Genomic DNA, 14,790 nt, shown 5'->3' on the forward strand with positions numbered 1-14,790 from the left:
CGAATTCAACGCGTCGATGCGCCCCGCCCCGATCTCATCCGCCCGCGACACCACCCCGATCACCCCGAGCGGAGCGCTGGTCCCACCCCCGGCCGTGCCCTGCGCGGCCGACGCCGTACTGATCCGTTCGAGAAACTCGACATCCGAATTGTCCAGCCGCCGCAGCAGATACACCACCGCGTCGGCATTGGGCAGCTCCACGCTGTTCCCACCGGGCGCGAGCAGATGCGAGGTTCGCGCCGACACATCCCGCGACAGCGACGAGATCCCGGGCGTATCGATAATCGTGGTCTGCGCCAATTCCTCCGACGGCCACTCCACCGCGAGGTGATCGACCTCCCTGCCCGGGTTGGTATGGTGCCCAACCTCGCCGGCCCGACCCTGGTGCGCAGGATGCTCGGCGGCGCGGAGTTGGCCCGGGTTCCAGCGCAGGGCCGACAGGTCGAAGGTGAGGCCGTGGGCGCCCGGGAGGCCCTCCGCGCCGCGGCCGCGGCGCACCACCACATCGGCTCGCGCGCCGTCGGTCGCGTAGGCGGTGACGCGCGGGGACGGGCCGTTGCGGTACCAGGTGACCAGGCGGGTGCATTCGGTGGCGTCGGTGGGGGCGATGTCCTGGCCGACCAGGGCGTTCAACAGGGTTGATTTGCCTGCTTTGAGTTGTCCGGCCAGCGCGACCCGCAGCGGTTCGTCCAGGCGGCGCACGCATTCCTCGAGCTGGGCGCGCACCCGGCCGTGCTGCACGAAGGCGCGGCGGGCCGCGGCCAGCAGACCGCGGGTCTCGGCTCCGACCCCGTAGCCGGCCGTGCCCACGTCATATCGCACCGGCTCATGTTCTCGAACCACTTCGCACCTCCACGCATCGCCAGCCTTTCGGCGGAACCGGGCTCGGCGTTAGCACCGGGTCCGGTAGACGAATTGTGGTCAGGAACCCTGGGGAAGTGCTGTGGGGGTGGGTGCGGGGCCGAGGATGAGGTTCGCGCGGCGGCGGAGATCGGCGAGGGTGTGCAGGCGGCGCTCCAGGGCGGTGATGCGGTCGGCGCGGCGGGTGGATTCGAGAGTCGCGGCTTCCTGGGTGGCGCGCAGGGATTCGTCCAGCGAACGCAGGGTGCGGTCGGCGATGGCGGTGAAATGGTCGCGCAGCAGGCGGTGAATGCGGTGCAGGCGGTCCTTGGTCTCCTTGCCGGTGTGGAAGGCGATATCGTCGAGGTAGCGGCGCACCGCCACCTTGGCGTCGGCGCGGCGTTTGGCCAGGCGAGCCTGTTTATCGTCACGGAAAGCCTTGCCGCCCAGCAGGACTCCCGCCCCGAGGGACAGCGGGTTGATCAGCGCGAGTCCAGCCATGGTGCCGACCATGCCCGCCATGATCACGCCGCCGTAGGAGCCGCGCACGCCCACCAGCAGTTTGTGGCCGAGGCCGAGATCGGGTTCCAGATCCGACAGCGTGCAGGATCCGGCGCGAGAGGCATTGCCGTCCAAGGTTTCCCGCACATCGGGCAGATCCACCGCACCGAGTTCGGTGAAATGCGCGCCGACCTTCTCCGCGAGTTTCACCGCGCGCGTGCGGGTCCACAGCAGATTGTCGCCGACGGCGGTGCCGACGGTGCCGGTGAGCCACTCCTCCATGCGGTCCCAGTGGCGGCCGGGATCGTTGTCGTCGATCCATTCCTCGGCGGTGCGGGAGATGTCCCGCAATCGGTCGCGCAGGTCGTGATCGACATCTCCGACCAGGTCGGTGATGCCGTCCGACAGCGTCAACTGCCAGACCGAAGTGCGTTTGTGCAGTTCCTCGGCGGCCGTTCTGGCGGAACGCAATTCGCGGACCGCGGCTGCACCGCGCTCCGGATCGCGCAGGGCGACCAGTTCACTGCCCAGGGCAAGCGCCAAATGCTCTGCCGCGGAGCCGATATCGGTGGCGACGGTCTGTTGCAGCGCGGCCTGGTCCCGGGCCACCACGTGATCGCGCAGGAACTGGAATACCCCGCCGAATCCGGACTCCAGTCCGAGCTGGGCATCCTGCAATCGCAGTGCGTGCGTGCGCAGTACCGAGGACACCGCGAGCATGGGGACCTCGATGCCCGCGCGCCGCAGATGTTCCGCATTTGCCTCGAACACCTGCCGCCAGTGCGGGTACAGGTCGGTCTTGCCGACCAATACCGCTACGGCCGGGCACAATTCGCGCACCTGCCGCAGGAATTCCACCTCCGGATCGGTCAATTCGGTGGAGGCGTCGGTGATCATCAGCACGGCGTCCGCAGTTGGGGCGGCCCCCAGCGCCGCCCCGCTGCCGCCGTGCGCACCCATGCCGGGCGTATCGACGATCACGATGCCATCGGCGAGCAGCTGATTCGGCGCTTCGATCTCCACGCGCAGCACCGCTCGCCCTTCGGCGTACTGCGACCGCGTCACCCCCGCGCCGATGGCCTCGATCGGCACCGGAATCCGGGTGGTCTCCCCGTCGGCGGCGGTCACCACCAGCGCGGCATTCGCCTCGGGGGCGTGGGCGAGCGTGGTGGTCACCATGGTCGTCGCATCATCTCCGACGGCACAGATCTCCAGGTTGAGCAGCGCGTTCACGAATTGACTCTTGCCCTGATTCCCCAACCCGCACACCACGATCCGCCGCCGCGGATCGCGCACCCGAGCGGCCACGTTCTCCAGCCGCCCGGCCAAATCCCCCCGCCCCGCCTCCCGCGCGACCGAGATCGCCTCCCCCAACATTCCGGCCAGCGGCTGCGCCGCCACGATCCCAGTCACGCCAGTCCTCACAGTTCCGATCGCCGCACCTCGTGAAAGGCGCGGTCCGCCAACGCAATCAATGCCGAACCGTCACGAATGCAGCATGTCCCCGATGATGTCCCCCATCGGATGCGTCCCCAGCTCCATTCCGGCATTCACCCCGCCATCCCCATACAGCCCGGCATCCACACCGCCCGCATGCACGCCCTCCCCGAACGCCTGCGAAACATCCACCCCCGCCCAAGGATTGGCCCCGCCCCCGATCCCCACATCCCCCACACCGTGCACATTCGCATCCAGCCCACTCCCCACCTGCGCACCGAGATCACCAACGGTCCCCACCCCACTGGAGAACCCTGCGCCCACACCGTCGGTTACCCCCGCCCCGAGGTCACCCCCACCGTGCACACCGGCCCCAACGGCAGAGTCGACGCCACTGCTCAACCCGGCCCCCAACTGCGCCGCACCGCTCGTAGCCCCATTCAGCGCCCCGGAAAGCCCTGTCTCCAAACCGCTTCCAAGCTGCGCACCGGCATTCAACCCGCCATCCACGGCACCATTGAGCCCGGTCTCGAGCCCCGCACCCGCCCCGACGGCGTTATGCACAGCACCCGACAGATCGCCACCGAGATTCGCGCCCGTACCGACCGCGGAATCGATGCCACCGGAAAGACTTGTGCCAAGCTGACGTCCGAGTTGTGCGCCGAGATTCGCGCCGCCGCCGACCGCGCCGTTCAGGCCGGTCTCCAGGCCCGCGCCGAGCTGGGCACCGGCGTTTGCGGCCGCGCCGAGGTCGGTCGACAGGCCCGCGCCGAGGTCGCCGCCGACCTGCGCGCCCACGTTGGTGGCCGCGCCGATCGCGGAGTTGATTCCGCCGGAAAGTCCTGTGCCCAGGTCGGTTCCGAGCTGTGCGCCGCCGCCGACCGCGCCGTTCAGGCCGGTCTCCAGGCCCGCGCCGAGTTGTGCGCCCGCGTTCGCTGCCGCGCCGAGGCCGGTGGAGAGTCCGGCGCCCAGGCCGCCGCCGAGCTGTGCGCCCGCGCCGAGGGCGCTGTTGATGGCGGCGTCGACGCCGGTGGTGAGGCCGGTTTCGAGGCTGGCGCCCGCGCCGATCGTGCCGGAGACGGCTCCGTTGAGGGCGGCACCGGCCTGGGTGGCGGCGGAGACGGCGGATTGGAGGCCGAGTTCGAGGTTCGCGCCGGTGCCGATCGCGCCGTTGAGGGCGCCGGAGAGGTCGGCGGCGGCTTGGGTGCCGATGACGCCGGAGAGGTTGGCTTCCAGGCCGGTGGCGGCGGAGGCCGCCGAGGAGAGCGCGCCGCCGAGACCTACCGAGAGGCCGGTGCCGAGGTTGGCGGCCGCGTCTACGGCGGCGTCGATGCCGGTGGAGAGGCCCAGTTCCAGGCCGGACCCGGCGTCGCCGGTGAGGCAGATATCGGTGGCGGCGACGGTGCCGAGGTTCACGGCGGTGCCGGTGGCGGCCGAGCCGTTCACCCCTGCGGCACCATTCACACCGGCACCTGTGTTCACAGCGGCCGCACCGTTCACTGCGGCCGAACCGTTCAAACCGGACGAACCATTCAGCCCGCCCGCACCGGTTCCGGTGGCCTCGCCGCCGCAGCCCGCGGCGATGATGGCGGACAGCTGCGAACCTCCGGCAACCAGTGCGGATTCGGCGACCATGGGTGCCACGGCGGTGATGTCCTCGGGGGTGACGTTTTCCAGTCCGGCGTTGGCGAGGGCCTGGGCCGGGTTGGCGCAATAACCGACGGCGGCTTCGTGATCCCGCAGCAGGTTGAGGATGAACTCGAGAATTGCGTTGGGGCTCATGGCGAATCGTCTCCTGGGTGCGGCGGGCCCGGTTGGCCCGCCCTGCTCGACTTGCCTTTCACGCTAGGAACGCCACCCGTTACGCCGAAACGGGGAGTCGCCCCCCACTTGGGCGTGTTGCCCCAATAGGGGGTTTGTGGCCATTAGGGGTATTTCCCCACACCTGGGTGGGAATCGGTAACGACGATCCCCCAGCAACCGACAGCACCCATGGGTCAACCGGCCCGGCACCACCGTTTTCGTACAAATCGGACTGAACAGCTTTCGAGCAGCACGCGATTCACCCGTCGCGTGTTTCGAATCGACAGGGGATCTCGAATGAGTCAGGGGATGGCGCTCGGCATTACCGTCGGGTCGTCGAATACGGTCGCCGTGACGTCTTCCGGGGGACAGCGAAAAATACACGTCCGGCCGAGTCGCCTCGGTGCGGAGCATGAGGTTCCGGAGAGTCTGCTGGCCCGGGTGGGGGATCCGGTGGACATTCGGATGCGAGACGGATCCGCTGTGCGCGCAGCGGATCTCGTGGCCGCGGCGGTCGGCCGAGCCGTGGACGACTCCGGCCCCGCCGCGGCCATGGTGTGCTGCTATCCGGCCTGGTGGACCCAGCACACGGTGGAGGTGCAGCGCAGCGCGCTGCAGGCCGCCGGACTCGATGGCGTGGCCCTGGTGCCCGAACCCGCCGCCGCCATGCGCTGGCTGCAGGATGTGCACGAGTCCAGCCATGACGGCGCGATGATCGTGTACGACTTGGGCGCAACGGGTTTGACGGTTTCCCTGGCCCGCACCGGCGCACTGTCCGGCATGCTCGGTGAACCGGTGCGTTCGACGGCGGTGGCGGGCGCGGAATTCGATCTGCTGCTCACCCGCTATGTGCTGGCTTTCGCGGTGGGGGAAAAGGATTTCGATCCTTTCGACCCGGCCGTGGAACGAGAATTGTCCGGTTTGCGCGTACGTTGCGGAATGGCGAAGGAAACGCTCTCCAAAAATACCGCGACTATGGTTCCGGTGCGTTTGCCCGGAATCGGAGCGATCGACGTACGCCTGGTCCGCGATGAGGTGGAAGACCTGTTCCGCGGCCCGCTGCTCACCTCGACGGATCTGGTCCGCGAGGCCGTGCGCCGCGCCGGACTCACCATCGAGGATGTGGACGGCATCCTGCTCACCGGCGGCTGCGCGGCGATCCCCCTGGTCACCGAGGTGCTCTCCACCGAATTCGGTATTCCGGTCGCGGCCGCCACCGATCCCGCGCACCTGAGCGCACACGGCGCGGCCCTGCTCGCCGCCGACCTGATCGCCGACACCACCGCGACCGAAGCCCAGCCCGCCATCGCCGAACTGCTCACCCGCCACGACACGGCCGAAGCTCAGCCCGCCATCGCCGAGCTGCCCACCCGCCACGAGGCGGACGAACGGGTTCCGCTACTACCGCCGCTTCCACCAACGGAACCACCAACCGGTTTCGCGCACTGGCGGCGGGTCGCGGTGATCGGCGCGGCCGCTATCGCGGTGGCGGCGCTCGCGACGGGCACGCTCGCCATGGGAACGGGCGCGCAGTCCGCGCCGTCGGAATCGCCTGTGCCACAGGCACCCGCGACGTCGGCGGCGGCGCTGGAAGCGCCCGGCACGGCGGTGAATACCGGCGGGCAGGCGGTGCCCGCACTGCATCCGGGCACCACGCAGGCTCGCGCCAACACCCCGGGCAGCACCGCGCCCGGCGCTCCCGCGCCGACCACGACGGCCGAGGCTCCGGCGGCAGCGGCTCCCGCTCCGGCGCAGCAGAATTCGCCCGCGCCGCAACCCGCTCCCGGTGTGCCCCAGCAACTTCCGACGATTCCGGCGATCGCGCCGCCGTCGATCTCGCTCCCCGATCCGGGCCAGCTGACCGTCCCGTCCGTGCCCAAGATCCTGCCCAACTGACGGCGGATGAGAGTTGGTACCCCGTGATAGCCAATCCCCCAGTCGCACTCGATTCCCTGCCCTGCGCGCGCGAGATCTTCCGGGAACTGGACTCCGTTGATTCCGCACCCCGGTGCTATCTGATCCGCGGCCGTTCCGGCACCGGCAAATCCATCCTGCTGACCGCCATCCGGTCGCGGCTGCGCGGCCGCGGTGTCACCGTGTCCGACAATCCGGCCGACGCACTACCCGATCGCGATGACCGCGGCCCGGCCGCGCTGGTGGTGGACGACGCACTCGGCCTGAGCGCGACGGAGTACGAAACGCTCTGCGCCGTCATCGAATCCGGGGCCTGCACGGTGGTGCTGGCGACCCGCGCGAGACCGCACGATCCACAGTTGCGCGCACTCACCGACCTGATCGCGCGGCGCGGCCGCGTGGTGGATCTGCGCGCCCTGGGCGTCACCGAGATCGCGCCGTTCGCACGAGAATTGGGCATGATGGTGCCGCGCGGTCTGGCGCAGCACATCCACCGCCAGACCGCCGGTATCCACGGTGGTGTGGTGGCCGCCCTCATCGCCGCCTGCGCGACCCGCCTCGACGCCGGAATGACAGCCGTCGACGATGCGGTCGCGGCCTGGGCGCGTGCCCGCCTCGACGACGCCGACCCCGAACTGCTCGACGCCTACGTGGTGGCGGCGATCGGTGCGGGCCTGGACACCGGCGAACTCACCGAGGTACTGGACATAACCCCCGCGGCCGCACAGGATCTGGTCGACCGCGCCCGCGCCAGCGCCCTGATCACCGACGCGGATCTGCTGCTCGCCCCCGCGATCGCACCGCTGCGCACCCTGGTCGGCGACCGGCGTCTGCTGGCGGTGCAGCGCCGCCTGCTGCAGGCCCGCCTGGACGCGGGTCTGCTCCGCGATCACACCGCCCTGCAGATGGCCGAATCCGGCGTCCGCGATCCGCGCCTCGCCGAATTCCTCTGCGCCACAGCCGAAAAGGCGGGCGACGAAGCCGTCCGCCACTACGCCGCCGCGGCGGCGGCGGGCGCGAACCCGGAGGCCATCGCCCTGCGCTGGGCCGACGCCGCCGCCCGCACCGGCGATTGCGATACCGCCCTGCGCCTGGCCGAACCCGTCCTGGCTCGCAACTCCTCCCCCGCCGATCTGGCCGCCGCCGTCCGCATCTGCGCGGGCGTCTGGACCCGCCGCGGCCTGGCCGCCCGCGCCGCCCAGCTCTACACCTGGCTCGGCCCCGACCGCGTCGGCCCGGACTGGGCCGTCGCCGCCACCGTCCAGCACCTGGCCGGTGATGCCCCCGCCGCCCGCGCCCTGTCCGCCTCGGCCGCCAACTGGCCCCCCACCGAGGCGACGGCCCGCGCCGCCCTCATCGCACACGCCCTCGCCGGTTCCACCGAATCCCCCAAACCCGCACCCGCACCGCCGCTGCCGAGCCTGCGCCCCGACCCCGCCGTAACCGCGGCCTTCGCCGCACGCACGGGCACGACCACCGCTTCGGCCACGGGAGCATCCGCGCCCCAGCCGACCGCCGCGCCCATTCGACGAGATGCGCCGTCCCCCGGCAACATCCAGCCGCGCATGACCGGTTATCCGGCAGCCGCAACGCATTCCGGCGGCCCCTGGCCCGCCGTGACCGGCGACGACAACGGTCCCGGGACGAACAACGGCGGCCCGACACACCCGTTCGGCACCCAGCCGGTGCGCGACGACCGGCCCGAAGCGGGTCATCCCCCGGCGGCGAACCCCGCAGCCGCCACCGAGCACCTCGACCGAACGAGAGTCGGCAACTATCTGGGCGAAACACAGTGGGCCGCCGGGTATCCGGGCCGATCCGCGACCGGCGCACCGCCGACCACCACGCCGCGGGCGATCGATACCGCCGGGTTCGCGGCGCTGCGGGATACCCCGCCGGTGCGGCGCGCACAGGTGCGTGGCGTGGACGCGGCGCGGAGTGCGGCCGTCGCGGCGGCTTCGGCGCTGATCCACGCGGCGCATTCCGGGGTCGCCCCGGGCGAGCACGGCGGGGACAGATTTCTGCCCTGTTCGGCGGTGTCCATCGCGGTGCTGCTGAGTTTGAGCATGGGTGAACCACGCAGGGCCGCAGACGCTTTACGCGGTTCGGTCCGGAGCCCGCAGGGTGCGGTACTGGCCGCGTGGGTGGCAATGCTGGGCGGGGATGAGCAGTCCGCCGCCACCGCGCTGGACGGTCTCGATCTGACGCGTCTCGATGCGCGGGACCGACTGCTCGCGCACGGCGTGATCGTCGGATTGGCCCGGCGCGCCGGGGATCACACCGCGCTGACGGTGGCGTGGCGGGCCGCCTATCCGCTGTTCGATCAGGTGGGCGCGGATCTGCTTGCGCTGCTGCCGATCGGTGAATTGTGGCTCGCCGGAATCAGATTGCGCGATGAGGCCCGGATCGCCGCGCTGGTGACCGCCGCCGGGGAGTTGCTGCGCGGGCTGGGCGATCCGCCCGCGTGGTCGAACGCCTTCCACTGGTACGCGATTCAGGCCGCCCTCGCGCATGAGAGCCCGAATGAGCTGCTGCCGCACGCACATCGGCTCAAGACCGCCGCCGAGGCGGGCGATCCGCAGGCCGCCGCGCTGGCGGACGCGGGTCGCACCTGGGTGCTGGTGCTGCGCGGTCAGGTGGAGCGGGAGCCGGTGCAGGCCGCCGTCGCCCGGCTGGCGGGGCTGGGCCTGCGCTGGGATGCGGCGCGGCTGGCGAGCGAGGCGGCCCTGGCGGCGGCCGACGCGGGCACCGCGACCGCCCTGTTGAAGCTGGCGCGCACGGTGCGCGCGCAGTCGCGGCCCCCGGAGGCGCCGGTGCGCACACCCGTTCCGACCGCCCCGCCGGTGCGCCCGGAACCGCACACCGATACCGTCCTGAGTGAACGGGAGCGGGAGGTCGCCGAGCTTGTACTTCTGGGCTTGACCTATCGGGAAATCGGGGCTCGCCTCTATATCTCCGCGAAAACGGTGGAGCACCATGTGGCCCGGATACGGCGTCGGATCGGTGCGAGCTCGCGTTCGGAGTTATTGTCAATGCTCCGCGCCATGGGTCACGGTTCCCTCCTCGTATGACCTCGGCGCGGAGAGGACTCGGACGCACCTAGTGAGGTAATGGACATGGCCACTGGGGTGGGCCTGCGGATAGCAGACGACGAATCGGTCGTCGCTGTCGTCACCGGCGATGACGCCGCACTCCCGGTGACCTACATCGTGCGCGAGTCGATCCTGCACATGTCCGATGACGGCGACGCGGTCCTCGGTGGCGATTCGATACCGGAGAATTCGCACGCGATCAGTGGTTTCGTGGCGGCCGTCGGCGATCCGGCGGGTATGCCGGTGGACGAGGGCGAGGCGTATCGCGCCGAGGATCTGATGGCCACCGCCGCCTTCTGCCTCATCAATCTGGCCGCCGATCAACTCAACGGCCCGGCCGAGTTCTACGCGACCCATCCCACGGGCTGGCCGGACGAGAATGTGCAGGCGCTGCGCGAGGCCCTGGATTACCTGGGCCTGAAGTCGGTGGTGCTGGTCAGTGAGCGCGATCTGCCGCAGCCCGAGGGCGATACCGGAAAATCGTTCGCCCACAACGCGGCTCGCGCGGCGCTGGCGGCGGTGCTGGCCACGCCCGCCGGGCTGACCCCGCCGGATCCGGACGCGGGCACCCAGAACGCCGCCGATGTCACCGATATCCTGCCCGCGCTGCCGAACGCGCTGCCGCTGTTGCAGGCGTATTCGGCGGCGATGCCGGCGGCCACCTCGGTGGAGCAGTCGGTCGGCCCGATCACCGCCGAGCAGCCGATCGTCCGCCCCCGCAAGAGCGCGAGTCGCGGTCCGTACATCATCGCCGCGGCCGCCGCCGTGATCGGTTTGCTGCTGGGTGGCCTGGGGGTCGCCGCGGTACTGCGGCAGGACGATTCCGCGCCCGGACCCCCGCGCGGTGAGGTGGCGAATCAACCGGCGGCCACCGCCGGCGCGATTCCGCCGCTGCTACCGCCGCCCGCGTCGGAAGCGCCTCCGCCGCCCGCTGATTCGGTCGATTCGCAGACCACCAGCGCGCCCCCGCCCACCACGACGCCGCCGCCGACCACCACCCCGGAGCCGACGCCGACCACCACGCGACCCACGACTCCGCCGCCGACGACGACCACCAAACCGCCGTACTACCAGTACCCGCCGGTGCCGACGTGGTCGTTCCCGACGCCGCCCGTGTTCGAGGATCCGTGGCCGCAGGTTCCGGGATGAGTTCGTAACCCCCTTTTGTGATTTGTGCCCTAAAGTGGTGCGCTGACCGATGTTCCGTCATGTAACGGGATAGTCGGTCTGCTGGTGCACTACGAAGGGACTCCATGCGCAAGTTCATGGCGCGCCGCGCCGCGGTCCGAGCAGCAACCGTCGCGTTCGCCTCGACCGTCCTAGTCGGCCCCTTGTTCGCAGCGATTCCCGCGAGTGCGGAACCTGTCGATCAGCTTGCCGCGGACAAACTTCCGGCCGAACTCGTCCAGGCGATCCAGCGCGATCTGAAGATGTCGCCGGCCGAGTACCTGGACCGCGCCGCGAAGGCACAGCAATTGCGTAACTACGCAAGGGATTTCCGCGCCGAGCGCCCGGACGACTTCGCCGGCGCCTGGATGGGGGCCGACGGTAAGCCGGTGCTCGCGGTGACCTCCCTCGACGCCGCCCAGATCGTCGCGGCCGACGGCTACCAGACCCGGCTGGCCCCGATCAGCGCCGACAATCTGGAAGGGTCGGTGGATCAGCTGAACAGCTGGATCACCAGCCTGCCGCGCGAGATCTCCGGCGCCATCAATTCGGTCGCGATCGATTTCCTGAACAGCCAGCTGGTGCTGAGCGTGGCCAACACCCCGGCCGGGCACCTGCTGAATCTGCCCACCCTGATCGCGAATATCAAGGTGGTGCTCTCACCGGACAGCGGCGGTCCGGTGGAACGCCGCCCGATGGGTGGCGACACCTATATCAGCGCGCCCACCTCGCTCAATGATTCGTCATTGCAGAGCGTCGATGTCTGCTCGTTCGGATTCAACAGTGTCGATGCCGCCGGTAACGCGCTGAACATCAGTGCCGGGCACTGCAATCCGAATATCGGCAAGTCGAATCAGGCGGCCGATGTGTATCTGCCCAATATTCGCAATCTGACCGCCTCCCCACCGCTGGGGAGTTTCGTCCGTTCACAACTCGGCGGCGGCAATGCGCTGGACTACTCGGTAATCAAGCTGAATGACACCGCGGTGCGCGCGGGCATGGATCAGCCCTCGGTGCGCGGCGCCAACGGCACCACGCTGACCATCACCGGCACCGCCGATCCGATCACCGGCGCGCCGATCTGCAAGTCGGGCCAGTCATCCACGTTCACCTGCGGTTTCGTGGTGGCGGACCGGGTGGAGACGCAGCTGTTCACCTCCGAGGGCCAGTCCAAGACGGTCCGCGGATTCGCCAGCAGCGCCTGCACCCTGGGCGGTGACAGCGGCGGCGCGATCGTGTCCGGCACGCTCGCGCTCGGCATCACCAGTGGATCGAATGCGGCCGACGCGCCGAATTGCAACGAGGCCAATACCCAGCTCGCGCAGTACGGTGGAACCGCGACACTCGGCATTCCGGTCCGCGCCATCCTGGCGGATATCGACGCGAATTCCGGTGGCGCCCTGGGCAGTGGCATTCAGGTGCGCACCAGCCCGAAGACGAACTGAAGTTGAACACTCGACGAACTCGGACCGGGCCGCGACACGCAGGTGTTCGGCGGCCCGGCGAGTCATCGGAGCGAGTGGCCCGGACAGGGCGTTAGCGGGCGTGCGAAGTCGCGAACTCGCCGAAGTGAAACACCCGCAAATTCCGCACAGCCACGCGGCAATAAGTAGGCATAACGGTCCCGACACCATATAGTCGGCTCATGCTCCTGCCACGTATGCGCAATTCCTCGCCGCCCGTGGGCCGCAGGCCACGGTCCCTTGTCCGTTCAGCAGCGATCGCGGCCAGTGCGCTGCTGATCGCCGGACCGGTGGCGGTAAGCGCACACGCGGAGCCCGCGACTCCCGATCTGCCCGCGGAGCTGGTCGCCGCCATCACGCGCGACCTCAAGATCTCCCCGCAGGACTATCTGAACCGCGCCACCCTCGCCCAGCAGGTGGCCGCCTTCTCCACCACCGCGCAGCGCCAGTTCCCGCAGGTTTTCGCGGGCTCCTGGCTGGACGAGGCCGGTAAGGCCGTCGTCGCGCTGGCCGACGGCCCGGGTATCGACGCCGCCCGCAAGGCCGCCGCCGACGCCGGATTCACCGTCAAGGACGTCGCCAAGAGCGAAGCCACCCTGCGCGGCGAGAAGAACGCCTTCCAGAAGTGGCTCGAGGGCCAGCCCGACGCGGTCTCCAAGGCCGTGCGCGGCGTGGCGGTCGACACCATGAACAACAGCATCGCGGTGCGGGTGGATCAGCCCGGCCTGGCGCTGCCCAGCTTCGTCGACCCGGCCCGCGTCATCGTGATGGCCGTGCCGCCGACCGGTGGCGAGGACGCGAACCTGCCGCAGGCGAGCGCCATCGCCGGTAACGGCAACGGCCCGCTGGCCGCCGGTGACGCCTACGCGTCGGTGGCCGGTCGCATGTCGCTGCGCTGCTCGCTCGGCTTCAACGGCCTCGATCGCAACGACAATGTCGTGAATATCTCTGCCGGACACTGCAACCCGAACATTCCGGCCACCGGCGGCGCCAACTCGCCGGGCGTGTTCGAGATGGTCGGCAGCGATCACATCGGCACCCAGCTCGGCAGCTTCCAGAAGTCGATTCTGGGCGCGCAGGACTACTCCATCATCTCGGTCGCCGACGGCGCGCGGGATCGCCTGTCCAACAACCTGGTTCGCGTGCCGAACGCGGCGCCGGTGGCCATCACCGGTGTGGCCGTGCCGGTCGTCGGCGCGCCGGTCTGCAAGTCGGGTTCGCGCACCGGCTTCAGCTGCGGCGTGGTGAACGCGGTGGATCAGACCGTGCAGGTCGGCGATCACCAGCTCACCCAGAGCTTCTCCGCCAATATCTGCGCCCTGCCCGGCGACAGCGGCGGCCCGATCGTGACCGGCACCCTGGCCCTGGGCATCTCCAGCGCCTCCTCGGTCGCCGACTACCCGATCTGCGAGATCCCCAACCTGATCGGCCTGATCACCGGCAACGCACCCCAGCTGTTCGCCCAGCCGATCAGCACGGTCCTGTCGGACAACCCGGGACTGCGCGTCCGCACCAACTGAGCATGAGCAGCTGAAAGGGCCGGTAGCCATTGGGCTACCGGCCCTTTCGCATGCCATGCCCGCCCATGGCGGTGCACGGGGTGGCTCTGGCAGCGCTGGGGCACCCGAAGGCGGGCGTGCCGCGAGCGATCTTCCGGCATGCTGGAGTCATGTGTTTGGTGTTGCTCGGCTGGCGGGCGCATCCGGAGTACCGGTTGATCGTCGCCGCCAACCGTGACGAGTTCTTCTCCCGCCCAACCGAATCGCTGCGGTGGTGGGATGAGGTGCCCGGTCTGCTGGCCGGGCGCGATCTCGGCGCGGCCGGGCCGGTTCCGGGCACCTGGCTCGGATTGAGCCGGGAGGCACCTCGATTCGCCGCGGTCACCAATGTGCGCGGACCGGACGAGGCGCGCGCCGACGCGCGCTCGCGCGGGGCCCTGCTGATGGATTTCCTGCGCGGCGATGCCGATTCGGAGAAGTTCGTGCGCGATATCGCCGCCGCCCCCGACGATTACAACGGCTACAACCTGGTGGTCTCGGATCTGGAAACCCTGTGGTGGCACGGCAATCGCAGCGGACTCGGCCCGCATGAGCTCGGGCCCGGCTTCCACGGACTGTCCAATGGCGCGCTCGCGGCGTCCCTGCCGCCCGGTGGCGAGCTGAGCACCGAAACCGATACTCCGCCCTGGCCGAAGGTGCGCGAGGGCGTCCAGGAGCTACGCAGGGTGGTGGAATCGAATCCCGGTGACGCGGCCGGTTATCTCGCGGTGCTCGCGGATCAGCATCGCGCCCCCGCCGCCGAACTACCCGACACCGGTTTGGGCACGTTCGCCGAGCGGGTGTCCTCGGCGCGTTTCGTCAATCATCCGCTGCACGGAACCCGGTGCAGCACGGTGTTATTGGTGCGTGAGGACGGCCGCTTCGAGATGACCGAGCGCACCTTCGGCCGCTTCGCGCGGCGCAAGGGCACGGTGTCCTTCCACGGCCGCCTCGAACTCCCCGCCTGACCCCGGTCCGAACAGGCTCGGCGCGCCCGGCCGCGAAAACGCGAACGGCCCGCCCCCAACGAGTGGG

General features: G+C 70.0%; 9 protein-coding genes. 6 read left to right on the forward strand and 3 right to left on the reverse strand.

Annotation, left to right across the window (positions count from 1 at the left end; all coding sequences use genetic code 11):
• From ACFC4D_RS43220 to ACFC4D_RS43230, 3 genes are all read right to left on the reverse strand, one after another.
• Nucleotides 1–810, reverse strand: an 810-nt coding sequence (locus ACFC4D_RS43220; RefSeq protein ID WP_376072314.1) for a dynamin family protein, incomplete at its 3' end; no start/stop codon positions are given.
• A 111-nt stretch (nucleotides 811–921) separates the two neighbouring features.
• Nucleotides 922–2,718 carry a dynamin family protein gene (locus ACFC4D_RS43225; protein ID WP_376072317.1) on the reverse strand — a complete coding sequence of 599 codons (1,797 nt, stop codon included), beginning with the start codon at nucleotides 2,716–2,718 and terminating at the stop codon, nucleotides 922–924.
• A 108-nt stretch (nucleotides 2,719–2,826) separates the two neighbouring features.
• A complete protein-coding gene (locus ACFC4D_RS43230) occupies nucleotides 2,827–4,560 on the reverse strand; it encodes an IniB N-terminal domain-containing protein (RefSeq protein WP_376072290.1) in 1,734 nt (577 codons plus the stop codon).
• 318 nt (nucleotides 4,561–4,878) lie between these two features.
• Here ACFC4D_RS43230 and ACFC4D_RS43235 point away from each other — a divergent pair, with 318 nt between their 5' ends.
• The 6 genes from ACFC4D_RS43235 to ACFC4D_RS43260 all read left to right on the forward strand — a co-directional run bounded on the left by ACFC4D_RS43235 (nucleotide 4,879) and on the right by ACFC4D_RS43260 (nucleotide 14,723).
• Complete coding sequence (locus ACFC4D_RS43235; protein ID WP_376072293.1) at nucleotides 4,879–6,477, forward strand: Hsp70 family protein; 1,599 nt, start codon at nucleotides 4,879–4,881, stop codon at nucleotides 6,475–6,477.
• A 23-nt stretch (nucleotides 6,478–6,500) separates the two neighbouring features.
• Nucleotides 6,501–9,566 carry a LuxR C-terminal-related transcriptional regulator gene (locus ACFC4D_RS43240; RefSeq protein ID WP_376072296.1) on the forward strand — a complete coding sequence of 1,022 codons (3,066 nt, stop codon included), beginning with the start codon at nucleotides 6,501–6,503 and terminating at the stop codon, nucleotides 9,564–9,566.
• Nucleotides 9,567–9,611: 45 nt separating this feature from the next.
• The gene (locus ACFC4D_RS43245; protein ID WP_364636308.1) at nucleotides 9,612–10,736 is read left to right on the forward strand and encodes a hypothetical protein; all 1,125 of its coding nucleotides are present in this window, start codon (nucleotides 9,612–9,614) and stop codon (nucleotides 10,734–10,736) included.
• Nucleotides 10,737–10,840: 104 nt separating this feature from the next.
• Complete coding sequence (locus ACFC4D_RS43250; RefSeq protein ID WP_364636311.1) at nucleotides 10,841–12,199, forward strand: S1 family peptidase; 1,359 nt, start codon at nucleotides 10,841–10,843, stop codon at nucleotides 12,197–12,199.
• Between the two features lie 200 nt (nucleotides 12,200–12,399).
• Nucleotides 12,400–13,737 carry a S1 family peptidase gene (locus tag ACFC4D_RS43255; RefSeq protein WP_376072299.1) on the forward strand — a complete coding sequence of 446 codons (1,338 nt, stop codon included), beginning with the start codon at nucleotides 12,400–12,402 and terminating at the stop codon, nucleotides 13,735–13,737.
• Between the two features lie 149 nt (nucleotides 13,738–13,886).
• Entirely contained in the window at nucleotides 13,887–14,723 is an 837-nt protein-coding gene (locus ACFC4D_RS43260; RefSeq protein WP_376072302.1) for an NRDE family protein, read from the forward strand.
• Nucleotides 14,724–14,790 lie beyond the last annotated feature (67 nt).

Origin of the sequence: Nocardia sp. NPDC056000, assembly GCF_042269265.1 — a bacterium.
GTDB lineage: Bacteria > Actinomycetota > Actinomycetes > Mycobacteriales > Mycobacteriaceae > Nocardia.

What these genes read in the sequence shown, in the direction of transcription:
- ACFC4D_RS43225 (WP_376072317.1), bottom strand. Translation starts at nt 2,718, where the DNA reads ATGTTGGGGGAGGCGATCTCGGTCGCGCGGGAGGCGGGGCGGGGGGAT.
- ACFC4D_RS43230 (WP_376072290.1), bottom strand. Translation starts at nt 4,560, where the DNA reads ATGAGCCCCAACGCAATTCTCGAGTTCATCCTCAACCTGCTGCGGGAT.
- ACFC4D_RS43235 (WP_376072293.1), top strand. Translation starts at nt 4,879, where the DNA reads ATGAGTCAGGGGATGGCGCTCGGCATTACCGTCGGGTCGTCGAATACG.
- ACFC4D_RS43245 (WP_364636308.1), top strand. Translation starts at nt 9,612, where the DNA reads ATGGCCACTGGGGTGGGCCTGCGGATAGCAGACGACGAATCGGTCGTC.
- ACFC4D_RS43250 (WP_364636311.1), top strand. Translation starts at nt 10,841, where the DNA reads ATGCGCAAGTTCATGGCGCGCCGCGCCGCGGTCCGAGCAGCAACCGTC.
- ACFC4D_RS43255 (WP_376072299.1), top strand. Translation starts at nt 12,400, where the DNA reads ATGCTCCTGCCACGTATGCGCAATTCCTCGCCGCCCGTGGGCCGCAGG.
- ACFC4D_RS43260 (WP_376072302.1), top strand. Translation starts at nt 13,887, where the DNA reads ATGTGTTTGGTGTTGCTCGGCTGGCGGGCGCATCCGGAGTACCGGTTG.